Here is a 26,585-nt window from a genome sequence, read left to right as displayed (position 1 = left end):
TCAATGTTGACCCGGTCATAGGCCGCCCAAACGGCAAATTCTACTTTATCTCATCCATTTCCTCCAAGAGCTTCTGAATCGCCTTTTTCTCGATCCTTGATACATAAGAGCGCGATATCCCTAAAGCTTTGGCTATCTCCCTCTGGGTTCGCCGCGGGCTGTTCAACAGCCCATAACGCAAAGAGAGGACCATCCGCTCTCTCTGGCTCAGTTTCCTGACTTTATCTAAGACCGCCCTCTGTTCGAACTCGTTTTCCACCCGCTCGGAGATATCTTCTCCCTCGGAGCCCAAAACATCCATCAGGGTGATTTCATTGCCTTCCTTATCCACCCCTATCGGGTCATAAATCGACACTTCCCCGCGCGTTTTCTTCAATGAGCGTAAGTGCATGAGAATCTCGTTCTCGATACAACGCGCCGCATAGGTCGCCAACTTCGTTCCTTTTCCGGGGTCGAAAGTGTTAATCCCCTTGATCAGACCGATCGTCCCGATGGAAATTAGATCGTCGGTATCCTCGCCGGTCCCGTCAAATTTCTTGACCAGGTGGGCGACCAGGCGCAAATTATGTTCAATCAGCATATTGCGGGCGCGCTCCACTTCCAGGTCTTCCAGACGGGTCCTCGATACCTTCCCTTTGGCGGCGTGGAGGACACGCAGATACCGTTTCTCTTCTTCTTCCGCCAAAGGCTGCGGAAAAGCACTGTTGTTAATGTAGGAGACGAGCAGCGTGATTCCCTTGAGAACCGAAAGGGCCGCAGCGACCAACAAAAGCTGGGTTAGCATCCTTCCACCTCCTTCGCACCCCGGCTTTAATACCTATGCCGGGGGAGAGGAAATTCTGCTTATCCAGCTTTGCATTATTCCTTACGGAGCGAACATCTTAACCACTGAGGAAATCCCCGGCGGGGCATTCATAAAAGGCGCCCGGATCGCGGTCCCCCCTCCGGAAGCATAGGCGGTAAGGGTCAACCCGATCTTCATCAAGCCTTTGTCTACCGTAAGGTTTACCCCTCGAATCGCCAAGAGGTCCCTGCTTTGCCGAATGTCCTCGATAAAGCCCAGGACTGCAGCCGTTTGCCCGCTGCCCACAAAATCCAGTTTAACCTCCTGAACGTTTCCTTTATGCTGCACAGTGTAAAAACGAAGGCTCTCGGGACTCAACCCATCCCGTTTAGCCAGGGAATAAATGTCCACGGTCAGCCGGGGCTCATCCAAAAGAGCGGGAACTTTCGAACTTTCCCCGCGCACCTTGGCTTCAGCGGCGGTAAGTGCTTGCTCGACTGCCGCTTGGCGAGTTTTAAGTTCAAGCAAACGTTGATACTCAGTTTGACGTGCCTTCACCTGTCGTCCGAGTTCTTGAATGTGCTGCCACTCCGGCCAAACCACATAGTTTGTGTAGCTGTAGAGCAGACCAAAAGCCAGCAGGACCACCAAAGCTATCTTTTGGAAACGTTCCTTGTTTTTCAATGTCCTTATTTCCCTCCGGTCATGGCCTGAGAGCCCCTTGCCCCATTCAACTTCAAGGCCAAGCTCAACGTTTGCGCTTTGTCGCGCAGGGACAGCGCCTGAACATCCACATTAACAAAGAGATATGAATTTTCCAGGCTGGTCCACATCTGTGCCACGTCAACCGGGGTCGGGACGGTAACTTTCAGGTCGACTGCGTTTTCTTTTAGGCTGAAGGCATCAACAACCGTCCCTGGGGGTAGCAGCCGGCGCAGCCTGTCCAAAACCGGCCTCGGGTCCTGGGAGCCTATTCTTGCTAACTCCAGCACCCGCTCTTGATCCTTCAACCGCCGGCTGACCGCCTGCGATTTTGCCAACAGCGTTTCGAGGTCCGAGAAAGCGGAAATTTTCCGGTCCAGCTGCTTCAGGTCAAACTCCAATTTGTAAGTCCAAACCCAGGGGCCGCCCACCAAGAGAAGACAAATCAGGACAAACGCTGTTCCCCAAGTCCGACGACGGCGCCGCTTCACCAGCTGCCGGGCGGCCGGATCGCTCTCAAGCCAACGGAGGGCAAAGTTAAATTCTCTCTTCTCCCGCATCTAATCCTCCCGTAGGGCTAGGCCGTAGAGATCGGCATACTTCATCCAGCCCTTCTTCCAAGGTTCGGCCTTCCCGAGAAAACGCGGCTGCCAACCCACAGGAAAACCAATCCGGGCCGGGATTTCAAGACTTTCCGTAAACATTTGAGCGAGGCCGGGCAGATCGGAGAGTTCACCGGTAAGAAAAATTTCGTCCACCCGTTTGCCGAAATGCCTGGCGGCAAAAAAGTCAACAAACTCCTCCAGAACGCGCAAAACCGGCCCTAGAGCCTTCTCAAGGCCCTGAGGCACCGGCACGGATCCCTCCTCCGGCCAGGAAACATCGAGATCCGAATAAAGAAAGAAAACACCGTGTTCAAGCAGGATCATTTCCGCGCAGCCTTGCCGCAGAATCACGATGGCAAGATCTGGGCGAACTCCCCCGGAGTCTCCTCCTTTGACACCTCCGCCCCGTCCTCCTATCAGAGAAACCAGTTTGTCTGGTAGTTCCCGCCCCGGCTTCTTCCCGAGAACAAACGCCGGCCGAATCAGCGCACCGGTCTGCCGGCGTTCCGGGGCCGGACGAACCGTTTTCTCCCCGCCTGTCGTCATTTCCCGAGCCTGCACTTCCGTCCCAGAGGATATCGCATCTGTAAGGTTGTGTTCTTCCCGGACGAAGAACGACTGTGTTTCGGCGTAGAGCCGGGCGATACTGTCGGAGGCCAGATCCACCACCTTCGGTTTTACCCCCGCTTCCAGGCACAGGTACCAGAACTTTTCCCAGCGCTGTTTCGGCAGGGCAGCCAGAAGCACCCGCAAACGCCCCTCGCCGTTGTCAACGAAGTGCTCCAACACCCGGTAATCCACCAAGTAATCCCGGAGATCAAACGTAAAGTACTGGTCCGCTTGTTCACTTAATAAGCGTTCAAGGTCCTTGCGGCCGATTTCCGGCAGAATAATAACCCGGGTGATGACCCCCCGGCAGGAGAAGACGACGGGAATTTCCCGCTGGGGAACCTTCTGCTGCCTCAGCCATTTTTTCAGACACTGGGCCGGCCCCGCTTGATCCTCCCGCAATTCCGGGTCGCCTTCCCCCTCCGTTCGGCGAGACGGGTCCGGCGCCACATTCGGAGCGACTCCTTCTTGGGTCGTCTTCTCAGCTAAATCAACTTCCGCCAGGTAGTGTACTTCCACGTTCCCTCTTCTTCTCACGACCCTGGCGACTGTCCAGTGCCCGGCACGGACGGCCGCCAGCCATTTTCCCGGTTTGTACAAGTCTGTTCACTCTCTCCCTTCCCGCGCTTTTCAGCTGCCCGTCGGCGGCGGTTCCGCTTCCCAAACGACCCCCTGCTCGAGTACGCTCAAAGCTGCCGTCGCCGTGCGCCCGCCAAATGCCGCTTTGATGATCGCTGGCTGGGCGCTCACACTCATCGCTGTCGCCACTCCGTCGGCATTGATCGTGACATTGGAACTTTGGGTCGACCAAGTCACGGCGTTATTCGGGAGCAGATGCTTGCTTCCGCCGGAGTCGAGCCAATAGACCTGATACGTTAGTTGCCCGCCCACGTTCAGCGCCGCCGTTAAAGGCTCTATCTTCAGACCTGAAACCGTCTGCGCGTTGACAACATTCACGGTTACGGTATTGCCTGACACCGGTGCGGGCTGTGAGCCCGGTGAATTGGCTGAGGGCGGCGGTTGATATGCAGCCGTAATATTCGCCGTCTTGTCCGCCGTACCGCTGTAAACCGCTCGGACATTGCCTGAGGCATCGACCGTCGCCACTGTGGAATCCGAACTGGACCAAGCCGCTTCGGACGTGACATCCTCGTCGGTATTATAAGCGTCTGAGTAAACAGCGGTAAAGCGGACCGGCGGGGAACCTGAGGCCAAAGTCGTCGTCGGTGCGTTAACAGTCAGTGTGGGCTGGACGACCGTCAGGGTGACCGAATTCTGTAAGGGCTGTCCTTGGGTGTATGGGTCTTCCGCCTGCGGATACGGGTATGTGGCCGAGACCGTGCTCTGACCGGTCCCCACCCCCAGGATTCGGCCCGGCCCGCTGGCCTGCAGCACAACCACACTTGAAGCATCCGGCCCGGTAGTCCAGGTGACCGAATCCGTCACATCCCGGTTCGTCACATTCTGGTAAGTGCCATCCGCGCCGGAATAGAAAGCACCCGAATAGAGCGCTTTGAGTTGCACCGTTTCTCCGGCATTAATGCTTATGACGCTGCCGGTGCCTTGGCCGCTTCCCGCCACGAAAATTGTACCGCCCGCCCGAGCAACTCCAATCTTTAGGGCCGGCTGCACCACCGTGAGGATGGTCGGGAGACTCTGCATGCCATTGTACTCCGCTTGGATGGTGGCCGTCGTGCCGGAAAGGAAAGCACTCAGACTTCCGAGATTGATAGGGTCTGCGGGGTTGGAACTGCTCCAAGTCGCCTGCTGCGTTACATCGAGCGGCAGATTGACCCCATCCGAATACATCGCCTTAAACTGAAAGCGGCTCCCGGCGTTAACATAAACCAACGGATTCGCCGGAGCTAGCGTCAGCACCGGTGATGAAACGTGCACGGTCGCTGTGGCGCTTGGCAAATCGGGATACATAGCCGTGATAACGCTGCTGCCGGGCGCAAGCCCTGTTACCCGGCCGGCCTCGCCCTCCGTGGCATTGGCGACGGTGGCGACCTTCGGATGTTGTGTCGTCCACTGTACGTCTTTCGTCACATCCGTAACCGTACCGTCTGGGTAGACCAGCTGTGCCTTGAGCTGGACCGTGCCCTTGACCGCAACTTCAGCCACTAAGGGGGTCACCTGCAATACAGGGGGGCTGCCTACGGTAACCGTAGCTGTGGCACTATACGAACTCAGCCATTTGGCACCGGAGAACCATGACAAAATCAATTGAATTAATTTGAGAAAGTCAACTGCCCCGGGAGGCAAAGCGGCCGTGATCGTGGCAGTCCCACTCGTATATCCTGCCGTAACCAGGCCCCCCGTCGGTTGAGAGCTCGGATTCCCTGACTCGCTGTCGGAAACCGTAGCCACAGAAGGTTTGTCGCTCGTCCAGGTGCAATAATCGCTCACCGAAATAGCCCATCGTCCAAAAAAAACCAAGGAAGCCCGAAACTGCTTGCTCTGTCCGGAAGTCAAGGTCGCTTGGGGCGGCTCAATCGACATGCCTACGAACTTAGGCGACCCGATGGGAAAAAACCAGGGCCCCCCCGCCACGGTTTGACTGTCCATCTGACCGGTCACCCAGACACTCCAGATTCCCGTGTTGGGACAGGTGATATCAACCTCAGCGTATGTCTGTCCCTCCTCGATCTTTACGGGATAAGTTTTCCGATAGCCGTCCGGCCCCCCCAAAGTCAGGGTGGCATCCACCTCCCGCGCGGCGGTCAGAGGGAGACCGTCCCAATCGTAGTCAGCCAGGAAAACGTAGACAGGGAAAGGCTTGCCGACGGCATGATCGCTGGCGATGCCCCCCTCCCAGTTAAACTGCGACGGGTCGCTGTCCTGAACCGTGAACGTCTTGGCCCAGTAGGGATTATCCGGGTACCGATCCTTGTCATGGTCGGCCAAAGCCGGGCGAATACTTGTCAATATTCCCCCCAAGAGCAGGCAGATGGAAATCAGTACCGCGGTACACGAGCGCAGTGTCCTTCCCATAGTCCCACACCTCTCTAAACCGGAATACGCCGCCCTGCCTGAGCGGACCTTCTTTGCTTCAAGGGAACCCCTCTATTTCCGGCTGCCGCAAGGTCCCAACCGGCTAGTGACCCCACCCGGCTCCTGTCGGGGCTCAGGCCTTTCGCCCGATTTTCCCTGCCTGGATTCAAAAGCTCGTAATGCCAACATCCCAGGCTGCTCTCACTGGGCTTACCCTCTATCTATGTATTTGACGTCAGGCGGATGCATGTTCCCTCAAGGGTACCCCTTGACCGGAAGAGCATATTGTTCCGTCAGCGTCCTCCTCACGTTCTGATAGGTTCCCGTACATGTGATGATGACACTCGCACTCCGGAACTCCACCCTGTCAACGGCGTAACTCCCGTACTCAACCCCAAATGGACTTCCTGACGGCAATTGAGTCCCGCCGGGCACACCGGGAGGGGGAAACTGGCCCGGATTCTTTTGCATTGCTGCGAGCACAACCGCGACTTCATAATTGATCCCCGACTCCGCCATATTATAGGCCTTAAGAATCTTCTCTTGCGACGTTTCCAGGCGAAAATGATTGACAATGAGATCGAACGAGATCCCGGAAATCAAGAAGAGAAGCATCACACATATGATCGCTATTAATAATACCGCCCCCCGCTCACCCGCCATCTTAAGGATATGCGCTTCAAACTCCTCATTACGCTTTCCGGGAATTCCCAACTCTCTTGCACCCGCTCGCTGCCTGTGCCGTGCTGCCCGCATCTTTTGTCCACTCCCTCCGGACAACTTCTGTTTTCCTGACAGTGCCCTGTAAAGACCCGGCGATGACCAAGGTTGTCTTCAGCCCCTTTCCCCGACTAATTTCCGCCGCTCCCTCCCGGCCCTCGTCCCGCTTAATAGAGGCGCGCCCAACTGACCAGTTCAAATGATTGGTTTTCCAAGTTCTTGGTCACGATGTCGATCTTAACAAAGTGATTGCCATCGGGGGTTACCATAAGCAATTCAATGTCGTCAGCCACCAGATGCGCCGTGGCGGGATTATCTCCGTACATGAGAGCGCCGGTCGCCTTCGGATTGGGCTGATCAAAGTAAAGGAGGGTTCCCGGAGCCAAAATGGGCTTGCCGTTTGTATCCCGGCTGGGGTTGAGATCGAGTAGGCAGACCAGAGCACCGTTACCCGGAGTGGTGCTATTGGGACGAATATTATAGAAGTAAATGCCGCTGTCCGGTCCCAGCGGGGGGCTTAAAGCCGTTCCCCCGCTATAGGAGTAAAACTTGTAGGCATTGAGATGGCACTGATCCAGGATCTGAAGCATAGCCGCGCGCGCTTTCTCTTCCAGCGCTTCCTGGCGCATGTCTTCATGGTAGGATTGAATCTCTTGGCGTAACACCTGCGAAACACCCAGGAGAAAAATGGCGAAAACGGCCATGGCGAGCATGAGTTCCAGAAGGGTAAATCCGTCTCCTTGGCACCGTTTCATGGGGTGCCCACCCCGTAAGCATAGAGGGTAAGTACGTCTGAGGGCTTACCTCCCTGCGGAGTGATGGTAACCTTAATCTCCTTCAGGTAAGGGTTACCGCTATTCGGGGTCGAGGTGTCCCAAGTGATACTATAGCTCCGCCCCCCGATAGCAATCTGAGTAACTTGCTCAGCCTTAGTCGCACTCACCGACTCGGACTGAAGCAGCTTCTCCATCTGGCCGCCGGCCGCAAACATCATCTGTTGCCTCTCTTCACTTTCCCGCTGATAGTGCTGAACCACCTGATCCGATTTGATAAGAAAGGTTAGTCCGATAAGAAAAACCGCCATAGCTAACACAACTTCCAAGAGCGTCATCCCGCTGTCATTCAACCGGTCCATCGCTCCTCCCCGTCTTTGCCTCCCCCGGCTATCCAACTCCCGCTCGATTCGCCGGCGCTCTTCCCCGGTGACAAACCTCGCCGCCAAGCGGCTTGCTTCGCTAGGGCCGCCCCACCCGCCGCGGGGCGGCCCTATCCCGCTTGGAACTAACCCTGTCCCGGAAGCGGCCACCCGACTGTAATACTCCCCGTCAAGGCTTCGACACGTATCTCGACAGAGTCTCCCAGCCCGCCCCGCAACACGACCCGCAGGCTCTCGTTGGTCGCGCCGGGCGGTGGCGTGACAAACCCCTGCCAATTAAACATTATGCCTTGGTAGGCGACGGCCTGGATATCCTGCAGATGATAATAATCTCCGCCAGAGTGTGCTTGGTCCCAATAAACCCCCGTCTGGAACGATCTGTCTGCACCCAACGGACTAAGAGCCTCTTCGTCCGTACCGGCAAGAAGCTGTACTCCGGTTCGAGTGAGACCGACAAAAACATCGGCCCGCTGCTCGACCGCGCTCTGCCTGGCTTCACGCAGGGAGGCTGCCACAGTTTCCGCCGATGAGGCCAAGCGGTAATGCTCCACCACTCCCTCATATCGGGGTACGGTCACTAAGGCGAGGATTCCGATCACAGCCAAAACGATTGCTATTTCAATCAAGGTGAATCCGGCGTCTCTTGTCCGGGTTTCCCCCTTCCGGGCCGTACTCACCCGGCCGTGCCAGGCCTGCATTCCCCGCCTTCCCTGCGACGCCCTCCCCAACTATTTCACCCCGCTCGCCATACTGAAGATAGGCAAAGCGATGGAGATGATCAAAGTACCGGCGAAAAGGCCGATGAGGAGGGTGAAGGCCGGTTCCACCAAGGCAATGAGGCGGCCGACTCCTACCTCCACCCGTTTATCGTAGTGATTCGCCACTTCCTCCATCAGTTCCTCTAATCTTCCTGTCTCTTCTCCTACCATTATCATCTGTATCATCAGGGGATCAAAGAATTTTTCTTCGGCAAAGGCGGCAAAAAGCGTTTCACCCCGCATGACGCGTTCCCTCGCCCGTTTCAAAGCCGTCAGACCCACCTCATTCCCGATAACCCCTTCCATAGCATTGAAGATGGGGACAATAGGGATGGAAGAGTGGAGAAAAAGGGCTAACGTGCGGGCAAAACGCGCCGTAATCGTATCCTTGAAAGTCTTGCCAAACAAGGGTATCCTCAGCAGGAGTTGATCGCGCCCGTAACGATAGCGGGGAATTCTCAAGGCTTGGTGCAGGCCCAGGGCCAAAGCGGCCAGCCCCGCTGCCAGAAGAAAAGCGTTGTGCGTGAGAAAACTCGTTCCTGCCAAGAGAAGCTGGGTCAACAGGGGCAAGCTTTGGTGACTGTCGCGCATGAGCGAGGACATCTCCGGCAAAATAAAATTGATGAAGAGGGTCACCAAGCCGATCAAGACCACGGTGAGGACCATGGGATAGATCGCGGCGCTGACCACTTTCTTGCGCACAAATGTTTCCCGTTCATAGTAGGCGGACATGCTCATAAGTACCGCATCCAGGTTACCGCTTTCCTCCCCGACCGAAACCAGGCTGATTAAGAGTTCCGGCAACGCGCCTTCCGCGTCCCGCATGGCTTGGGCCAGCGAACCGCCCCGGCTTACGCCATTGTACAAGGTGCGCATGACCCTCTGCAGACGCCTGTCCGTCATCTGGGACTCAAGGATCTCCAGACTGCGGACGATGCTCACCCCGGACCGAATCAGCATCGAGAGTTGGTTGCAAAAAGCGGCCAGCGACTCTGTGTTGATCTTACTCTCAAAGCGGCGACCCAACCAGCGCTCTACTTCCGGTTTCTCCTGTACGGCAATGATCTGCCAGCGGTTCTCCAAAAGCAGCCGCCGCGCGGCGTTCAGGTCGCTGGCTTCCACCAGGCCCTCTTTGATCCGAAACTCCTCCGTAACCGCTCTGTACTTAAACTGCATTTCTCCTTACCACCGCCTCTTCTGTCACCGGCGCGTCTCTTCACACTCCGCGCCCTGCCCGCGCTGTCAGTGCCTTCTCGATTCGATCCGCTTCCCGGTTGGAGTGTTTCCGGGACAACTCCTTGACGCGCCTCGGCCCCGCTCTGCGTTCATCAGCGCGGCCGCCGCAGCCGGACGGCCCCGTCACTCGTTGACATAGGTGACCCGGAGCAGTTCCTCCATGGTCGTCAGACCGCTCAAGACCAGGCGCGCCGCCGCCTGTTTCAAAGAAACCATTCCCTGTTCCGCCGCACAGGCGCGCAACGCGTCCAAAGAAGCCCTGTCAGTGATTAAGCGACGGTGCTCCTCCCCAATCGGCATGATCTCAAAAATAGCCGTGCGCCCCTTATACCCGCTGCCGCCGCAAAAAGGACAGCCTTTTCCGCGTTTAAGCAGGAGCCTTTGACCCTCCGCCGCGCCCAGAATCCCTCGTTCCAAGGGTCCGGCCGCGTATTCCACCGTGCACTGGGGGCAGATTTGGCGCACCAGCCGCTGTGAAATAATGCCCACCAGAGAGGCGGAAATCAGAAACGGCTCCACACCCATATCTTCCAGGCGCGTGACGGCACTGGCGGCATCATTGGTGTGAATCGTAGAAAGGACGAGGTGACCGGTGAGCGCCGAACGCACCGCGATTTCCGCCGTCTCCCTGTCCCGCATTTCACCCACCATGATCACGTCCGGGTCCTGACGCAGCACGGAACGCAATCCGGCGGCAAAAGTAAAACCGGCTTTCGGATTTACTTGCATCTGGTTGATCCCTTTAAATTTGAACTCCACCGGATCCTCCAGGGTAATCACATTTTTTTCCGGCGTGTTTAACTGGCCGAGCATGGTGTAGAGAGTGGTGGTTTTGCCGCTCCCCGTCGGTCCGGTCACCAGGACGATCCCGTAAGGCTTGCTGATGAACTCGTCAAAGAGGCGGACTTCCGCCCCGCTCAGGCCGAGAGCATCCTTCCCCACGACAATGTTGGCCTTGTCCAAAACGCGCAGAACTACTTTCTCCCCAAACATCGTCGGGGCTGTGGAGACACGCAGATCAATGTTTCGCCCCGCCACCTGGTATCCGATCCGCCCGTCCTGCGGCAGCCGCCGCTCGGCGATGTTCAGTCCGGACATGATCTTGACCCGGCTGACAACCGGCCCCACCATGCCGATCGGAGTACGCATGATCTCCCTGAGGACCCCGTCGACACGAAAGCGAATCCTCAACTCCTCTTCCAAAGGCTCAATGTGAATATCACTGGCCTGATTGTTGATTGCGTCTTCGATCAGGGTATTGAGAAACTTGATGATCGGGGTTGAAGCCGCGTCCTCACCCTCCGCCGCCCACCCGGGCACGACCGCCGCACCCGCTTGGGAGGACGCCGCCACCTGCGAAGCGGGTCCCTGCCGCAGGTAGTCCCGGGCCAATCTCTGCGCCTCATTTTTGCCGTAGCTGCGCTCAATGGCCGCCGCGATCTCGCTTTTCCTGGCCAAACAAGGCTTTATCGGCAGGGCCGACGCCTGCCGGACCTCCTCCAGCACGTGATAATCCGTGGGATCGTTTAGTGCCAGCAGAAGCTGACCGTTGCGAACCTCGACCGGAAGAATCGTATAACGGCGGGCCAAGGATTCCGGCACCAGCCGCAGGACATCTTCCGGAATGAAGATCCCCGCCAAATCAACCATCTCCAGACCCAGCTGGCTCTGCATCGCACGCAGGATATCCTCTTCGCTTACCAGACCCTGGGACAGCAGATGCCTGGCATACTCTCTGGCCGCTTTTTCCGCGTCATTACGGCTGTAATAGCGATCGACGGCTCTCTGAATGTCGTCTCTCCTGGCCAGGCATGGCCTCACAGGCATGCCGGCCGCCAGCCGGATGTCCTCCACCGCGAAATAGTCCGTCGGGTCGTTCATGGCCACCCGCAAGATCCCCCCGGAATCATCCAGCGGCAGCACCCCGTATTTACGCACCACCCTCTCCGGCAATTGCCGCAGGACCTTCTCCGGCACCACCCGCTGGTTCAGGTCGATCAGATCCAAGCCCAACTGGCTCCGCATCGTGTGCAGAATGTCGTCTTCCGTAGCTAATCCCTGCCGGATCAACACCTCCCCGAGACGCAGGCCCAGCATTTTCTGAGTCTGCAGCGCTTCGTTCAATTGCGCGGGACTGATGACCCCGCCGGCAATGAGAATCTCACCCAAGCGTTTGCGTTCCTGGCGCAGTGCCATGATCTTCACCTGCTTTTTCCCAAAGATAAGGGAAAAGGGTGTTTCTAGAAACACCCTTCAAACCGAAATTTGCGGAGTCACTCAGTCACCAAGGAAAACCCCAAAGACTTGCCCTGTGGAAACGCGGACCGTCGATAGACGTCTGTCCTTGCGAAGGGCTCACGGTGTGACTGTGACGGCTGGGCCGTAAGGTTTACTCGAGTTATCGTACCCCTGAATCGAAACAGAGCTTATCTGTGTAGTATTCGTAGTATCCATAGTAATTGTCACGACCACTCCGCCAGCAGGCAGGGAGGATGGCGTTTTGCCGCTGTCGCAAATGATGGCCGCGTCAGTTGCTGCTTTGCCTACCGTTCCCGATGCTACTGATGATTCAATCAATGTCTGCCCGCTAATCGGGTTCGTCATGTTCTTACTTGCGTCAGGTGAGGTACCTGCGTAATTGGCAATGATCGCGGCGGACGCTATTGCGTCAGCCGCATTCCCTGAAGTGGCTTGAGCATTCCAATTCCCAATCTGCGACGTAATATAGGTATCCAGTTCATGGACGTTGGTCGTAACCCCCACCAACTTGGCCGAAGTTTTCACCCCCGCAAACTTTGGCACCAGCACAATCGCCAAAATCCCGATCACCGCGATGACAATCATCAGTTCAATGAGGGTAAAGCCATCGTCTTTCCTTCTTCGTCTTTTCATCCCCGCATCGTCCTTTCTTTCCTGACCCAGTTATGTAAGAAAAGCTCAGAGCCGGCAGCCCGCCCCAGCCGGAGTTAGAATCCGGGGGCGTGGGCTAAGGTCCTGCTTCTCGGGTCCCACATCCGGCTTTACTTTACTTTAAACGTCCCGGTCAGTCAATAGGACTAACGGTTAGTCTGACCCGACAATTCGTTTTTTGTTAAATTGTCCTTTGCCAGACTATAGAAATGACTATCAGTTCCGGCTGCAGCCGCGGCTGGGATCACCGGCATTACTTCTGATAATGAAAGTTCGGAAGCCCTTCATATGCGAAGGGCAATGATTGACCTCAGATCAGCAAATTCGTTTTCAGCTTCCGCACAGTTTCCAGAGACAGACCCGTTATCTCGGCTACGTCTGCCAACGAAAGTCCCTTTTTCAGGGCATTTCGGGCCGTTTCTAACTTTCCTTCTTCTCTGCCTTCTTCTCTGCCTTCTTCTCTGCCTTCTTCTCTGCCTTCTTCCCTTCCCTCTTCTCTTCCCTCTTCTCTGCCTTCTTCTCTTAACCATTGTTCAATTTGGGTCATACGTAACACCTCCAGTAATCGTTTTTTATACTCTTCCGGCAGAAATTTGTCGGTGATAGCTATGAGAGCTCCGATGACAAAACTGACATAAGGGCTATTTGCTGCTTTGGCCAGTTCGGCAGCCTGCAGAGTCATTTCCGCCTCGCTCTGCTTACTTTTCATGAGGGGCAAGAAGATCAGCTTCAACAAGTCTGCTTCTTCCAAGGCTTCACCTCGTTCAAGCTTGCTCTTGATGCGCTGATATTCCTTGTCGCCATCCATACCCTTCATGTAGACGTTGGCGACTTGATAGCTTAAGGACCCTCTCCGCAGTAGGTCAGGAGCGCTCTCAATCCGCCCGGAGTAAATGATGGCTGTGTTAACTTCCCGATCGTGTTTAGCGACGATTCTGCTTCCGTAGAAAGCAACCCGTCTCAGCAAGCCTTCCGGCACCGTTGTCTGAAACTCCAGATGTAACAGGGTTTCGTCTTCTAAAAGAAAGACGAAATCCATGCGTTTCTCCTGGGCTTCTACGACCGGCAGCACGGTAGGCACGATATCCTTTATCTTAGCTGTCTTGAGTCCCAGGACTTCTAAGGTCTTATCCTTGAACATCTCGGCTGTGGCTTTCATGATGATGTCGTTGTTGTGTCCGCTGATCTGGGCTTCCAGGATCATCACCTGCCTTCCTGTCAATATTATACTATAAGGGCAACCCGGAAACTACCACATGCGTTTGGAAAATCAACTGAAGCATCCCATGACTTTTACAGCCGCGCAGCCTAATGCCCACGGTTTTAATCCCCTTTAGGCGGCTGTCTGTAACGCAGGGACTTCTCGGGCTTGCTCATGTCCTGCCTGCAGGTCTCCTCCGTCAAAAACCTGAGTTCCACAGGCATATGCTCCAGGGCCCGGCGCAGGTCAGGCCAGCAGCCTTCCGTCGTTTGAATTAAGACCTCACCCGCGGCTTTATCGAGAGTGGTCACGACGCCTAGATGCCCCAGACCCTCTACCAGCTTAGCGAGGATCTGAATGTCTTGACGGGGCACCTGAGCCTTGACTAATTTGTCCGCTGCGCGAAGTGCATAAGCTTCAGACTCCGCCAGAAGCCCGGACTCCGCTTGAATCCGGGACTCCGTCCAAGGTTCACGCCCTAACGCAAGTTTCCCTTCCGTTTTCCTATTCCGCTGGGTCAGGTGGTTTTCTGTCACGTCTTCTGCCTCCAAATTCACTTCCAGACGCCGGCCCCAAGCAGCCCTGCTCGCCTCAAGCGATCGGATGAGCGCTGAACGCCGGCAAAGAGGGGTTTAGGTCGGGCACCGGACTCGGCAAAATGGACGTCGTCGCTTTGTCTGCGCCAATAAGCAAGACTCTCTCCGCTCCACCGCGAGTCCTGTGTTCAGTCCGAAAGCCCTGCCTTCGCCCGCCGCAAGATGGTAAAAGGCGGCAGGGGCCGAGGCACTTTGAGCCGGACCTTTTCCTGGGCATGGGGAGCCGCCGTGATCGGTCTGCCCTCCGAGTCAAATATGTCTGTGACCGTAAATGACCAAGGCGGACTTCCGGGGGACAGAACTTCCAGTCGGTCCTCCGCTTGAAAGCGGTTCCTCTGTTCCACGTTAGCCCAACAGGAAGACTCCTTCTCCTGCGTCCGAGCGTCTTTGACCGGAGAAAATTCGTATGCGCTCAGGGCCTTCCCCGCGGTCTCAATCTTATCCGCCCCAGGGGACGGCTGGGTTCCCGGACTGCGCTTGCGGGCCGTTGTCCGGTCTTCCCCTCGGCTTGGAGTTTGCCGCGGGGCTTCACCCTTTTCTTCGGACCGTATCCCGCTCTCTTCTTTCTCTCCTACTCCCAGGCTCACCCCGACAAAATCATATTCCCGCACATAATGCGAGCTCTTCACATTCTCCGTAAGATAAGTCCCCACTCCTGAATCAGGCCATGCTCCCGCGGAACGCCGGACGGGTAGTGTCCCCGCCCCCTCCTTCTCGCTGCCGGGTTTGCCGAAGAGAAACCCCGGAGAATAATCCCGGTGACTGACTTTATCCAGTTCGTCCAGCCATTCCGGCAGCCTTCTCTCGAAAGCCTTCTCCCCTTGCTCCCACAAAACGTCCAGGGCTTCCCTGTAGACTTTGACCGTACTCGCCACATAGTGAATGCTCTTCATCCGCCCTTCGATCTTGCAGCTCTCAATCCCGAGCCCTGCCAAGCGGGGCAAGTAAGGCAGGAGACAAAGATCATGGGAGTTGAAAATGTAGGTCCCCCGCTCATCTTCCTCCAGAGGAAAAACCTGCCCCGGCCGCTTCTCTTCCATCAAGCTGTAGCCCCAGCGGCAGGGCTGTGCGCACTCTCCTCGGTTCGCATCCCGGCCGGTTAGGTAGTTGCTCAAAAGGCAGCGGCCCGAATAAGACATACACATGGCCCCGTGAACGAATATTTCCAGTTCTCCGGGCACTCGCGCTCGTACCAAGCTGAGCTCAGCCAGGCTTAATTCCCGGGCCAGCACTACCCGTTTCACACCCTGCTTAAGCCAGAACCGGACCGAGTGGGAATTCGTGCTGTTCGCCTGGGTGCTCAGGTGGAGGGCAATCCCCGGAGCCACCTCCCGCGCCAGGGCCAGAACCCCGGGATCGGAAACGATCAAGGCATCCACTCCCAAGCGGGCCAAGTTGCTCAAATAGTCCGGGAGTTCATCGAAGTCCGCTTCGTGGGCAAATACATTCACCGTCACATAGAGTTTCTTGGCCACAGCATGCACCCGCAAAACCGCTTCTTTCATCTCCTCCAGGGTAAAGTTTCCGGCATAAGCCCTTAGTCCGAATGCCGTCCCGCCGATGTAGACGGCGTCTGCCCCATAGGCCAGGGCATAACGCAGTTTTTCCATATCCCCGGCCGGAGCCAAGAGTTCCGGCTTATTTTTGTATGTTTGCACAGTGACTCCTTTCTTGAGCAAACCTGTTTGACCCCCTGCACTCTCCGTCCCCTCATCCCGTGTTTGAACACGATTTCCCCCAGATTCCCTTCCTTTATCCTATCCCGAGGCACAACGTCTAAGCCGCCGAAATCTTCGCCAATTTTGTGTGCCGCGCCCTGCACGGACAGCCAGGCTATCAAAGATATCCTTTCCGGCGATCTGCGACGCGAAAGCCCGTCCCCATACTAGGTGTACAATGCGAGAGCCTGCCCTCATACTTGAGGTGCAACGCGAGAGCCCGCCCCATACTAGATCAGCGGCGCGAGAGCCAGCCCCGTACTAGATCTGCGACGCGAAAGCCTGCCCCGTACTACTGGTACTTCCTCTCGTTGCGCAACTGCCCGGCGTAGGTCCTGGCAAAGACATGGTAGCCGTCGCCCTCCGCGACATAGTACAGGTAATCCGTAGCAGCCGGGTGGAGAACCGCGTCCAAAGAGGCATGCCCCGGATTGCAGATGGGCCCGGGAGGCAGGCCATAGTGGAGATAGGTGTTATAGGGTGAAGGGGTGAGGAGGTCTTTATCGTAAAGCACCGGTTTGTGTTTGCCAAGGGCAAATTGAACCGTGGCATCCGCTTCCAGCTTCATGTGTTTTCTCAGGCGGTTAAAGTAAACGGAAGCGATTAGGGGACGGTCTTTCTCTTTCTGCGCCTCCGCCTCGACAATGGAAGAGAGGGTCACCCAGTCATGCACGGAAAGTCCCTCTTTCTGCAGTTCCGTTTGCACCGCCGGGGTCAACTCCCGGCTGAAGCGCTGCAAGAATGTATTAATGATGTCATGCGGGCTTGTCCCTTTTTTAAAAAAATAGGTATCAGGAAAGAGAAAACCCTCCAAGCGAAAAGGTCCCGCGGGGGCCCCCCGCAGAAATGAATAGGGAAAGGAATCCTTTTCTACCACATTTTCAAAACTCTGTTGCGTACCCAACCCTTTCGCTGCCAGAAGGGCAATAATTTGCTTTGTCGTATATCCTTCCGGAACCGTTACGTGAACCATGCCCACGTTCGGCCCTTTCAACAGCAGGTTTATAATTTCCTCCGGACTAAGAGCAGCGGAGATATAGTATTCTCCGGGTTTCAGTTGTTCATCCACCTTCTCGGCCACAGCCAGACGGGAAAAAGCCCAAGCACTGCGGATGAGATGCTGGCTGGCCAGCTCCCGGCCCACTTCGTCCGCAGTCGCTCCCGGCTCAACCACCAGCACTTTGGTCGCGGCCGACGCGGCATAAGGGAGAGAAGCCCAATTCCACCAAGCCGCAACAACTAAGATACCCAGGATAAGAACCAGGCCGGGAACGGTAAGCCGGTTTTTTTCCCTTCTCTTTGCCACATCCAACACTCACTTTCTCCTCTGCATGCATCTCCCACACACTCCGGAAGCGCTGCACGCCCGCACGGCCTCAACTGGCACGCCGCAGGGGATGCGCCGGCCGCGCGCACATGCCCCTGCCACCCGTTTCGCGGAGTGCGTCATGAACGCTGCCGCTTTTCTCTCTTCGACCCGGGTCTTATCCTGTCTGATTCCTTTGGCACCGCACTGGTCTGATTCCTTTGGCGCCATACCTATCCCGGTCTTCCAGCACAATACCTGTCTGATTGCCTTAGCGCTACACCTATCTGATTCCCTTCACACCGTAACGGATGATTTGATTGGTGGGAGCGTAGACATCCTCACCCAAATACTCCTCCGTCACTTTTCCCTGAGCATCCTTAAGCACCCGCCAACTTTTGACCGTATAGCCTTTGCTCCCCGCCTGCTCCTGAACTGTCGCCCCGGAGGCAAGACTGGGGTCTGGCCGGCGCTCCACCTCAAAGTCTGTTTCCTTAACGATTTGATGTTTTAGAGTCACGGTTTTGCCGGTTTGCTTGCCATAGATGCAAATGGTAAGCAGGCCGGGCTTGGTCTGGCTGCGAATATAGAGCAAGGCGCCGGTGTTATTTTGAAACTTGAAATCCACCTTGCTGTTGTAATCGACCGTCGCATCCTGCCCCAGCGGAACATAAGTAATAGCCATAGCATGCGGCGTTCTGGCCACAATTTTCAAATCGGCCAGGAGTGCGGCATTGTACAGGGTTGAGGAAACCTGGCAAACTCCCCCGCCGACGCCCTCGACGTATTTGTTGTTGACGATCACATATGCGTCTTTATAACCGGTCGCCTCTGTCCGCGGTCCCACGGTATCATTAAAAGAAAACGTTTGGCCGGGAAGGACAATCTTCTTGTCCAGAGCCGCGGCCGCCCTTTGCAGGTTGCTCGAGCGGTCTTTCTCGCTTACCGCATATTTCGTAGTAAACTCGCCGATAACTGAATTAAACGCTAAGCGTTGCACAGACTCGGTCGAGACCCGCGGCGCCACCGCCGTCACGGGGATCTCAATGGCCTTATTCTCAATTTCCTGCCAAGTGTGCCCATCAATTTCACGAATCAAAGTCCACGTATCCACCGTCCTACCCGGAATGCCCGGCCGGACGATAAACTTGTCATCCGCGATCTTGTAGGAGGCATCCTGAGCCGGCCGGTCAAATTGGCTCAACTTCTTTGCCAGCGTTTTTGCCGTTTGTTCTTTGTCGACCGTCCAATAACTGGATACGGCGCTTCCCGGATGGGCACTGACCTCCTGCCACGTTTTGTTCAGGTCGAGGCCTGCTCCGAGACTCCGCAGGGATACCGCCACCTCCGTCCCATTGTACACCAGCCTGAGATTATGCGCCAGCTTGCCCTTAGCCCAATCTTTCAGCTTCTGCTGTGCCGCCTTGGTTTCCAGACCGCTCAGATCCAAATTGTCCACTTTCGTACCGGCCGGAATATTTCCTTGGATCTGCGGCCTCGCCGCCCGGCCGCAGCCCGACAAGAGCAGCAAAATCGATAACACCAAAAGAAAACGTCCGGTCCCCCTGTTTGGCAAACCCTGGGCCGTAACTGACTTGACTTTGTCCCGCAATACGCTTCCACCCCGCCTGTATCTAATCTTAAGGTTCCCGTTGAAACTCCCGCTTTGCGAACTACTGAGCAATCAAACATTGCGAGCTTCCCGAGAATATCCGGTCCCTGCAGTATTCTGTCCGCTATCTTGAAACTTAAAAACTTCCCGACGAAATTTGCGCCAAAAAGGCCCGCAATCCCTCTGCACCAAGCAGAACGATCCGGGCCGCTGCAGTTTACCTTATGTACATGTACGCTTAGAGAATACGCAGCACCAAAACCGAAAGCCCTTCCCTCACGCTGCAAGCCAACTTAAAACCGATTGCATCGCGATCCGGCTCAAGGTCGGAATCCGAGAAGCGCGGAGAACTCGAGACCCCGCGGAAACACCCCGAACCCAAAACAGCGGAAACTTGCTGAACGTCGGCAGCTCGGGACAACACAAGAGACATCCCGAACATAACCAACCGAGGCTCCCCAAGCATACTCCCGAACATCACGGATGCTTAACAAAATCCGAGACGTCCCAAGCAGGCAAGACCCCCGAACGTCCGAGGCTCCCCGGCATCCGAAATTTCCAAAACATCCTAAGCACTCAGAACGCGACCACGCAGGAACGCCCCCATCAGTCTTCTTCCTCCAGGCTTTCCCAGGCATCGGCTACCTTTTCCCACTCTTCATCATCTTCAATGTCCAGGAGCATTTCGTTTCCTTCGTCGTCATGTCCCAGCTTTAGGATGATCGCTTCGTCCGACTCCTCTTCTTCCTCTTCTTCTTCGGATACTGGCATCAAGACGAAATAAGTCGAATCGTCCACCTCCAAGGTGTCCAGATGGAGGAACTCATGGTCTGTCCCATCATCATCGGTCAGTACGATGGTGTCAAATTCTTCTTCGTCCATATCATCATGATCCGGGTCATGGTCGTGATCGTGGTTATGATCATGATCGTGGTCATGATCATGGTCGTGATTATGATCATGGTCATGATCGTGACCATGATGATTATTATCACTCATCAGCTTCACCTCATACTCAAAGATAGTGCTATTGTACTCCCCCAGGTAATGATTGTCAAACGGCACACACGTAACGCACACGAGATTCCCGAGATTCCCGATCACCCTTTTCCGCCCGGACTATCCCCGTTTGCGCTCCAGATAGCCCTGCAAAATCAGGATCGCGGCCATCTTGTCAATCACTTTCTTTCTTTTGGCCCGGGAAATATCCCCTTCCAGCAAGGTCCGCTCGGCCGCGGCCGTCGTCAGCCGTTCATCCCAAAGAACCACCGGCAAGCCGAAGGAGCGGCGCAGCCGCTCGGCAAACTCCTCGGTCAGGCGCGCCCGGGGACCCAGAGTCCCGTTCATGTTCTTGGGGTAGCCCAAGACAATCTCCCCTACGTCATAGCTGCGGATGAGATCGGCCAGTTCCGCCATCTCCGTTTTTGAGCGCCGGATCGTTTTGACTCCCTGGCCCGTCCATAACAGTTCATCGCTGACCGCCACTCCGATAGTCCTCTCACCGAAATCCAAACCCATAATGCGCCTGCCGTCCACTCTTGGTCCTCCATCCCTCTTGGTTATCCATCCCCCTTGGTCCTCTGTCCGCCCGATCAATCCCTACGGGGTTCCTCAGACAATTTTTAGGCAAAAATGCGGGCAAACGCGCCCGCAGTAGCCGCAAAGAACACAGGCTCCCGCATTCACCCGAGCCTGCCCCGATTCTGACAAGGACAACGCCCCCTGCGGGCAGGCCCCGACACAGCGGCCGCAGCCCTGACACCAATCGGCGATATAGAGCTTGCGCTCCTCATGCCGCACCTTGAGCGCCAAATCCCTGTCAATCTCTTCCCCGTCCAGAAAACGCAGATTGTACTCCACCTCGGCCCGGCTGGACATCCCTAAGGCCATGGCCTGGACGCCGGGGATGCCGCGCACGTAAGCGAGCGCCTCCCGCGGGGAAGCGCCCAAGTGCCCGCCGCCGAAAACCTTCATGGCATAGATGCCGATCTTCAAGTCGTGGGCAAAGGAAATCGCCGCCAGCATATCCTCCCGGCAGCCGTCGATAATCCCCAGACCCTGCAGGTTGATGATCGCGTGAATGACATCGAGTCCGGGCTGCAGGGCTCCCGCCCTGACACCGGCTACAGCGTGGGTCGAGATCCCGATCCTGCTCACCCGCCCGTCCGCCTTCGCCTTGAGCAATTCTTCCCACGCCCCCCGGTGCCCTCTCAGAGTCAGCGCACTTTCCTGTTCGTGCAAAAGAAAGAAATCGAGCGTTTCCCGTCCCAAGCCGCGACGGGCCTTTTCGATACTTTGCCTCATTTCTTCCCCGCTCACCGCATAGGACTTGCTCACCACCCGAACCTCGGGATGCCGCCTTAGCACGGGCCGCAATTGGGCGTAGTTATCGTAAATCTCGGCCGTGTCCACCCAGTTAACCCCGCGTCCAACCGCATACTCGAAGACATCACTGCCTTGTTCTGCCGTCACCCGGCCTTGGAGAGGAGAGATGGCCAAGCTGCCAAAACAGACCTCCGACACTTGCGGCCCTCGCCAGCCCAACTGAACCTGACGCATAAACCCGTCCCGCCTCCAAAGCTCCGTTTGCTCTTTCCGAATCATAGGCCTGTTCCGGTTTGCCAACTCATTTAACGCCTATTGTGGTTTTATATTCTGCCCTTTAATGCCCATTCCGTCCGCTTCTCTCCCTGTTGCGGGCTAATCGCCTCGCGAACACGGCCTGTTACGGGCAGAGCATTCTCCTGCGGTCGCTCTTTGTCGCCTCAGACCGGTTTGTCTTTGTCCGCCCCCGGGGTGGACGGATTGCCGTCCTCCAGGTAGAAACGCACCAGCTCTTCCAGAAGCTCGTAGCGTTCCAGCTTGCGAATCAGAGCCCGCGCCTGGTTGTGACTGGTAATATACACAGGATCTCCGGACATGAGATAACCGACTAACTGGTTAATCGGGTCATATCCTTTCTCCTGCAGGGCGGCATACACCTGTTGCAAAACTTCCCGCGCCTGGATGTCCTCTCCTTGCGCCTTAAACATCATGGTGTGATCCAATCCGTCCATAAGCTTCTCCCCTTTCACAATCCTCAATCCCCCGCAGAGACTGTTACTTAAGGAATTCTCCCTTCCAGACTGTTTTTCCTCCAAGCTCCTGAAGTTATTGGCAAAGAATCAGCGGTCTCCGCCCCACATCCAATAGACAGACGTAAGAACCTTGGCCAAAACACTTCACTCGCACAGATAAATCCGGCCGAATCGCTTTCTCCTCAGCTAAGAAAACTGCGGATAATCTGGGGCACCTGTCCCAAGGCTTCACTGACCTTCCCGGGATCCTTACCGCCGGCCTGGGCCATATCCGGCCGGCCGCCCCCGCCGCCGTCCGTTATTTTAGCCACTTCCTTAATAATCTGCCCCGCGTGGAGTCCCCTTAAACCTACCGGCTTCACGGCAGCCACCCAGTTGACCTTGCCCTCAGCCACCGCGCTCAAGATGATAACCCCTTGCTTCAACTTGTCGCGCAAAAGATCGCTGATTTGCCTCAACCCTTCCATGTCCGGCGCTTGCACCTGGACTGCCAGCACCCCGACCCCTTCCACATCCTGCATTTTGGCCAAAAGGTCCGAGGCTTCTCCTCTCGCCACTTTCACCTGAAGCTGCTGCACCTCCCGGTCCAGATCTTTGATCTGGCCGAGAAGTCCTTCCACCCGCCGGGCGACTTCGGACGCCGGGGTTTTCAAGATCTGAGCCAGCTCCTGGGCCTGAGATTCCAAGCCCCGGACATAGGCCAGAGAATTCAGTCCGGCCACCGCTTCGATCCGGCGCAGCCCGGCCCCGATCCCGCTCTCGGCCAGAATCTTGACTAAGCCGACCTCTCCCGTAGCCCGGACATGAGTACCTCCGCACAGTTCCCGGCTGAAATCGCCCATCCGCACGACCCGGACGACTTCACCGTATTTCTCCCCGAAGAGAGCGGTCGCCCCGCTGGCCTTGGCATCGGCCAGGCGCATCTCCACGGAACTCACCGTCAGATTGGCCAGCACGGCCTCATTCACTTTCTCCTCCACCAGCGTAAGCTGAGCGGGCGTCAGAGCCGAAAAATGCGTAAAATCAAAGCGCAGTCTTTCCGGTGTCACCAAGGAACCGGACTGCCGCACATGATCCCCCAGCACGCCGCGCAGCGCCGCCTGCAGCAGATGGGTGGCACTGTGATGCCTGGCCGTGGCGGCCCGCGCCCCGGCGTCCACTGCCGCCGTGACTTTTTCGCCCCGATGCAGGACCCCCCGCTTAATCCTCAGCGTGTGATAAATTGTCCCGGTGACTCCTTTTTTGACTTCCAGGACTTCGGCTTCCGCCCGCGCGGTCTCCAGGACGCCCCGGTCCGCCGTCTGCCCGCCGCTTTCCGCGTAAAATGGAGTTTGGGAAAGGAAGCAAATCACTTCGTCTCCTTCCCCGGCATCCATAATTTCTTCCCCGCCCAGGAAGAGAGCTTCAACCGTCGCTTCGGTGCTCGCCCGTTCGTAACCGAGAAACGGGGTCATTCCCAGCCGTTTCGCTCTTTCCGTCACGATCGGGCTCTCCTGCACAGCGCGCCTCTGCCGAGACTGCTCCCTGGCCAGGCGCCGGTGCTCTTCCGCGGCCCGCTCAAAATCCTGAAGATCCACCTTGAGGTTCTGTTCATTCAGGATTTCCTCCGTCAGTTCCACCGGAAAGCCGTATGTTTCATAAAGGTAGAAAGCATCCCGTCCCGAAAGCACCGTCTTGCCTTCCGCCTGGAGGGCACGGATGCGTTCCTGAAGAATCTGGGTACCCTGTTCCAGTGTCGCCTGGAAGTTCTTCTCCTCCAAGCGCAAATGGTTGAGAATGAAGTTCTCGTTTTCTTTTAACTCGGGATAGTGATGGGCATAATCCCTTTGAATCACCAAGAAAACTTGCTCGAGAAACGGTTTTTCGATCCCGATTAGACGGGCGAAACGCACGGCCCGGCGCAGAATGCGCCTGAGGACATAACCCCGCCCCTCATTGTCGGGGCGGATCCCGTCGCTCAGCATGAAAGAAACGGCCCGGCTGTGGTCTGCCACTACTTTGAGGGCCATGTCGCTCTTGGGATCGTCCTTATAGCGAATGCCCGCCAGGTCAGCCACTTTATCAATAATGGGCCGGAAAAGGTCCGTGTCAAAGTTCGATTCCACCCCCTGCATGACGGAAGCAATCCGCTCCAAGCCCATCCCCGTATCAATATTTTGTTTGGGCAAAGGGGTGAGATTCCCCGCCTCATCCCGGTTGTATTGCATAAAAACGAGATTCCAAATTTCGAGGAAACGGTCGCACTCGCAGCCAACCGCGCACTCTGGGCGGCCGCAGCCCCTATTTTCGCCTAAATCCACATAAATCTCGGAACAGGGTCCGCAGGGTCCGGTCGGTCCTGCAGCCCAGAAATTCGATTCATCGATCGCAATCCGCTCCGGCTTGACTCCCGCCTTATCCAGCCAAATCTGCCGCGCTTCCTCATCTTCGGGATGAATTGTAACCCAGAGCTTCTCCACCGGAAGCTTGAGAACTTCCGTCACGTACTCCCAGGCCCAAGGGATGGCATTTTCTTTAAAATAATCGCCAAAGGAAAAATTACCCAGCATCTCGAAGAAAGTATGATGCCTAGCCGTTTTGCCGACTTCCTCCAGATCTGGAGTACGCACGCATTTTTGGGCAGTCGTCGCTCTCGGAAAAGGTGGCTCGACCCGGCGTTGAAAATAGGGTTTGAAAGGGACCATCCCCGCCACGGTAAGGAGCAAAGTCGGGTCGTCTTTCGGGATGAGAGAAGCGCTCGGCAAAATCCGATGCCCTTTGGCTTCAAAATACTTTAAAAACATTTCCCGCAACTGGTTGCCGCTGTACATGAGAAAATCCTCCCCCAATAAATTATGATAAATGATAAATGATAAATGATGGATGACGAATGATGAATTAAGATGAAGAGCAAAACCCGCTCCTCATCAGGAGCGGGATGTCGCCAGGCCGGAACCCCTTATGACGCTTCGATAGTTTATAACCCTATAGTTTATAACCCTTGTGAAGAAAACCTTGGCTCATCACACAACCATTGGTTTTGAGTATAACGAAAAGCCAAGAGCCTGTCAATTCTTGCGCCGACGGCCCGCAGGATAACGTCAAAGTCCCGCGTCTATCCTTGCGCTTGCCGGTGCTCCTAGGTCGACGGGCGGCTTTCCGCCGCACGAATCCCTCAGCGCTTAAGTATTCTTTGACAGGTTGCGGTTCGGCGAAGCAATGGCATCCAAATGCCGTTTCAGACGCTGGGAGAGACCAGGCGCAGATAGAGATAGCGCAGGATAACTTTTAAAACGGCCGCCAGCGGAACCGCCAAGAGAAGCCCCCAGAAGCCCGCCAATTCCCCGCCGGCCAGGAGGACAAACACAATCCAGAGGGGATGCAGACGCACGCTGTCCCCCATCAATTTCGGCGAAATGAAATTCCCCTCAAGTTGCTGGACCACGATAATGACGAGGGCCACCTTACCCACCATCAGGGGGGATTTTGTCAAAGCCAGTAAAAGGACAGGCACGGCGCCGATGAAGGGACCAAAATACGGTATGAGATCCGATATCCCTGAGATCAAGCCGATGAGCAAGGCATAATCCATCCCTGCCAATTTACTGCCCAGGCCAATCAAGACCCCCACAATTCCGGCCACGACCAGGTTCCCCCGGATGAAGCGGCGTATAACGTGGTTTATATCCCGCCAGAGTCTCAACCATTCCGCCCGCCGGCGCTGGGGAACCAGCCAGGCCAATCCGTCCCCGAGGCGGCGCCAATCCGCCAAGAAATAGATGGCCAGAATCGGCGCCAGGATATAGAGGCTGAGAGATGCCAGCATGTCCGGCAAGACGCGTAAAGTCCAACTCAGCTTGGCCAAAAGGAACCCTTCCCCCTGGGCCAGGTGCTGGTCAACCGTCAAAGCAATCCGTTCCGGCAAACCCGAGGTCCGCAGGTTTCCCCGGAAATTCAGGATATACCGGTCAAGGCTCTGCATCGTACGCGGCAGGACGGCCGCAATCTTGGCCAGTTCGGTGTACAAGACCGGTAAGCTGAGAACAACGGCCAGAATGAGCCCGCCGACAATGGCGACAAAGACAACGGCGATGGCCCAGCGGCGGCCAACCCCTCTTCTTTCCAGACCCTCCACCAAAGGGTTTAAAAGGTAGGCCAGGGCAAAACCCAGCAGGAAGGGACCGACCACCGCACGGACAGCCAGGAGGAGTGCGCCGCCGCCCAAAATAATTCCCGCCAAGAAGACCCATCGCCATTTTTCCCGACGCAACACCGGCACTCCCCCTTTCCTTCTATTCTCCCCCAAACCTTCGGGTTTTAGTAAATCCGGCTCATTCCCGGGCTATTCACCCCAAACCTTCCGGCGGGAGCAACCTTCCTTCTATATATTTACTAGCATTTAACAGTATCCTAACAATAACGGTTCCTTGCAGCCAATCACTCGTCTCCCTCCTGAATCTCCCCCTGGCTAAAGCCGGGCTTTAGCCAGGGGCATGCGGCTAAGCCTCTTGGTCGCAACACCTTCGGCTCCGGCGGACTAAAAAAGCGCGCCGGCGCGCGCTTTTCACCATGAAACAGTAACTTCTTAATTCCTTTAAGCGAAGAACCTTTCGAGCGGAGAA

23 protein-coding genes are annotated in these 26,585 nt (G+C 56.2%); all 23 read right to left on the bottom strand.

Features of this window, described 5'->3' with window-relative positions; translation table 11 throughout:
- Positions 1–40: 40 nt before the first annotated feature.
- The gene (sigK, locus tag MNU25_RS10850; RefSeq protein ID WP_240985084.1) at positions 41–784 is read right to left on the bottom strand and encodes an RNA polymerase sporulation sigma factor SigK; all 744 of its coding nucleotides are present in this window, start codon (positions 782–784) and stop codon (positions 41–43) included.
- Between the two features lie 81 nt (positions 785–865).
- The gene (locus MNU25_RS10845; RefSeq protein WP_240985083.1) at positions 866–1,468 is read right to left on the bottom strand and encodes a hypothetical protein; all 603 of its coding nucleotides are present in this window, start codon (positions 1,466–1,468) and stop codon (positions 866–868) included.
- A gap of 5 nt (positions 1,469–1,473) precedes the next feature.
- Positions 1,474–2,046: a PilN domain-containing protein gene (locus MNU25_RS10840; RefSeq protein ID WP_240985082.1), complete on the bottom strand. Its 573-nt coding sequence runs from the start codon at positions 2,044–2,046 to the stop codon at positions 1,474–1,476.
- Entirely contained in the window at positions 2,047–3,300 is a 1,254-nt protein-coding gene (gene pilM, locus MNU25_RS10835; RefSeq protein ID WP_240985081.1) for a pilus assembly protein PilM, read from the bottom strand.
- A 30-nt stretch (positions 3,301–3,330) separates the two neighbouring features.
- Positions 3,331–5,694: an Ig-like domain-containing protein gene (locus MNU25_RS10830; RefSeq protein ID WP_240985080.1), complete on the bottom strand. Its 2,364-nt coding sequence runs from the start codon at positions 5,692–5,694 to the stop codon at positions 3,331–3,333.
- Positions 5,695–5,949: 255 nt separating this feature from the next.
- Positions 5,950–6,450, bottom strand: a complete 501-nt coding sequence (locus MNU25_RS10825) for a hypothetical protein (RefSeq protein WP_240985079.1) — start codon at positions 6,448–6,450, stop codon at positions 5,950–5,952.
- Positions 6,451–6,581: 131 nt separating this feature from the next.
- Positions 6,582–7,169, bottom strand: a complete 588-nt coding sequence (locus MNU25_RS10820) for a PulJ/GspJ family protein (protein ID WP_240985078.1) — start codon at positions 7,167–7,169, stop codon at positions 6,582–6,584.
- A complete protein-coding gene (locus tag MNU25_RS10815; RefSeq protein ID WP_240985077.1) occupies positions 7,166–7,636 on the bottom strand; it encodes a type IV pilus modification PilV family protein in 471 nt (156 codons plus the stop codon). The genes MNU25_RS10820 and MNU25_RS10815 overlap by 4 nt, the downstream gene beginning before the upstream one ends.
- 59 nt (positions 7,637–7,695) lie before the next feature.
- Positions 7,696–8,268 (bottom strand): pilus assembly FimT family protein, encoded by a 573-nt coding sequence (locus tag MNU25_RS10810; RefSeq protein WP_240985076.1) that lies wholly within the window; start codon positions 8,266–8,268, stop codon positions 7,696–7,698.
- A gap of 30 nt (positions 8,269–8,298) precedes the next feature.
- On the bottom strand, positions 8,299–9,504 hold the full coding sequence (locus tag MNU25_RS10805; protein ID WP_240985075.1) for a type II secretion system F family protein: 1,206 nt from the start codon (positions 9,502–9,504) through the stop codon (positions 8,299–8,301).
- A 183-nt stretch (positions 9,505–9,687) separates the two neighbouring features.
- Positions 9,688–11,760, bottom strand: a complete 2,073-nt coding sequence (locus MNU25_RS10800; RefSeq protein ID WP_240985074.1) for a type II/IV secretion system protein — start codon at positions 11,758–11,760, stop codon at positions 9,688–9,690.
- 159 nt (positions 11,761–11,919) lie between these two features.
- Entirely contained in the window at positions 11,920–12,456 is a 537-nt protein-coding gene (locus tag MNU25_RS10795) for a type II secretion system protein (RefSeq protein WP_240985073.1), read from the bottom strand.
- Between the two features lie 328 nt (positions 12,457–12,784).
- Complete coding sequence (locus MNU25_RS10790; RefSeq protein WP_240985072.1) at positions 12,785–13,678, bottom strand: RpnC/YadD family protein; 894 nt, start codon at positions 13,676–13,678, stop codon at positions 12,785–12,787.
- 119 nt (positions 13,679–13,797) lie between these two features.
- Positions 13,798–14,211, bottom strand: coding sequence for a DUF4911 domain-containing protein (locus MNU25_RS20315; RefSeq protein WP_306425036.1), 414 nt, complete (start codon positions 14,209–14,211; stop codon positions 13,798–13,800).
- A 188-nt stretch (positions 14,212–14,399) separates the two neighbouring features.
- Entirely contained in the window at positions 14,400–15,881 is a 1,482-nt protein-coding gene (locus MNU25_RS10780) for a peptidase U32 family protein (RefSeq protein ID WP_240986806.1), read from the bottom strand.
- Positions 15,882–16,281: 400 nt separating this feature from the next.
- Positions 16,282–17,304, bottom strand: coding sequence for an endolytic transglycosylase MltG (gene mltG / locus MNU25_RS10775; RefSeq protein ID WP_240985071.1), 1,023 nt, complete (start codon positions 17,302–17,304; stop codon positions 16,282–16,284).
- Between the two features lie 274 nt (positions 17,305–17,578).
- Positions 17,579–18,907, bottom strand: coding sequence for a VanW family protein (locus MNU25_RS10770; RefSeq protein ID WP_240985070.1), 1,329 nt, complete (start codon positions 18,905–18,907; stop codon positions 17,579–17,581).
- A gap of 606 nt (positions 18,908–19,513) precedes the next feature.
- On the bottom strand, positions 19,514–19,789 hold the full coding sequence (locus tag MNU25_RS10765) for a DUF1292 domain-containing protein (RefSeq protein WP_240986805.1): 276 nt from the start codon (positions 19,787–19,789) through the stop codon (positions 19,514–19,516).
- Between the two features lie 237 nt (positions 19,790–20,026).
- Positions 20,027–20,425 (bottom strand): Holliday junction resolvase RuvX, encoded by a 399-nt coding sequence (gene ruvX / locus MNU25_RS10760; RefSeq protein WP_240986804.1) that lies wholly within the window; start codon positions 20,423–20,425, stop codon positions 20,027–20,029.
- A gap of 93 nt (positions 20,426–20,518) precedes the next feature.
- A complete protein-coding gene (locus MNU25_RS10755) occupies positions 20,519–21,466 on the bottom strand; it encodes an aldo/keto reductase (protein ID WP_240985069.1) in 948 nt (315 codons plus the stop codon).
- 206 nt (positions 21,467–21,672) lie between these two features.
- Entirely contained in the window at positions 21,673–21,963 is a 291-nt protein-coding gene (locus MNU25_RS10750) for an IreB family regulatory phosphoprotein (RefSeq protein ID WP_240985068.1), read from the bottom strand.
- Positions 21,964–22,166: 203 nt separating this feature from the next.
- A complete protein-coding gene (gene alaS / locus MNU25_RS10745; RefSeq protein ID WP_240985067.1) occupies positions 22,167–24,794 on the bottom strand; it encodes an alanine--tRNA ligase in 2,628 nt (875 codons plus the stop codon).
- Positions 24,795–25,201: 407 nt separating this feature from the next.
- Positions 25,202–26,233, bottom strand: coding sequence for an AI-2E family transporter (locus MNU25_RS10740; protein ID WP_240986803.1), 1,032 nt, complete (start codon positions 26,231–26,233; stop codon positions 25,202–25,204).
- Between the last annotated feature and the right edge of the window lie 352 nt (positions 26,234–26,585).

Source organism: Acididesulfobacillus acetoxydans (assembly GCF_902729405.1).
Classification (GTDB): Bacteria; Bacillota; Desulfitobacteriia; order Desulfitobacteriales; family Desulfitobacteriaceae; genus Acididesulfobacillus; species Acididesulfobacillus acetoxydans.
Note: the sequence above shows the minus strand (reverse complement) of the source record. Positions and strands in the feature narration are given on the sequence as shown.

Excerpts from the sequence above, each read along its gene's own strand:
- MNU25_RS10820 (WP_240985078.1), bottom strand. The coding sequence starts at position 7,169 with ATGAAACGGTGCCAAGGAGACGGATTTACCCTTCTGGAACTCATGCTC.
- ruvX (WP_240986804.1), bottom strand. The coding sequence starts at position 20,425 with ATGGGTTTGGATTTCGGTGAGAGGACTATCGGAGTGGCGGTCAGCGAT.
- MNU25_RS10755 (WP_240985069.1), bottom strand. The coding sequence starts at position 21,466 with ATGCGTCAGGTTCAGTTGGGCTGGCGAGGGCCGCAAGTGTCGGAGGTC.
- MNU25_RS10810 (WP_240985076.1), bottom strand. The coding sequence starts at position 8,268 with ATGCAGGCCTGGCACGGCCGGGTGAGTACGGCCCGGAAGGGGGAAACC.
- MNU25_RS10840 (WP_240985082.1), bottom strand. The coding sequence starts at position 2,046 with ATGCGGGAGAAGAGAGAATTTAACTTTGCCCTCCGTTGGCTTGAGAGC.
- MNU25_RS10825 (WP_240985079.1), bottom strand. The coding sequence starts at position 6,450 with ATGCGGGCAGCACGGCACAGGCAGCGAGCGGGTGCAAGAGAGTTGGGA.
- MNU25_RS10800 (WP_240985074.1), bottom strand. The coding sequence starts at position 11,760 with ATGGCACTGCGCCAGGAACGCAAACGCTTGGGTGAGATTCTCATTGCC.
- MNU25_RS10790 (WP_240985072.1), bottom strand. The coding sequence starts at position 13,678 with ATGATCCTGGAAGCCCAGATCAGCGGACACAACAACGACATCATCATG.
- MNU25_RS10780 (WP_240986806.1), bottom strand. The coding sequence starts at position 15,881 with ATGGAAAAACTGCGTTATGCCCTGGCCTATGGGGCAGACGCCGTCTAC.
- MNU25_RS10795 (WP_240985073.1), bottom strand. The coding sequence starts at position 12,456 with ATGAAAAGACGAAGAAGGAAAGACGATGGCTTTACCCTCATTGAACTG.
- MNU25_RS10750 (WP_240985068.1), bottom strand. The coding sequence starts at position 21,963 with ATGGACGGATTGGATCACACCATGATGTTTAAGGCGCAAGGAGAGGAC.
- alaS (WP_240985067.1), bottom strand. The coding sequence starts at position 24,794 with ATGTACAGCGGCAACCAGTTGCGGGAAATGTTTTTAAAGTATTTTGAA.
- MNU25_RS10830 (WP_240985080.1), bottom strand. The coding sequence starts at position 5,694 with ATGGGAAGGACACTGCGCTCGTGTACCGCGGTACTGATTTCCATCTGC.
- MNU25_RS10765 (WP_240986805.1), bottom strand. The coding sequence starts at position 19,789 with ATGGACGAAGAAGAATTTGACACCATCGTACTGACCGATGATGATGGG.
- MNU25_RS10805 (WP_240985075.1), bottom strand. The coding sequence starts at position 9,504 with ATGCAGTTTAAGTACAGAGCGGTTACGGAGGAGTTTCGGATCAAAGAG.
- sigK (WP_240985084.1), bottom strand. The coding sequence starts at position 784 with ATGCTAACCCAGCTTTTGTTGGTCGCTGCGGCCCTTTCGGTTCTCAAG.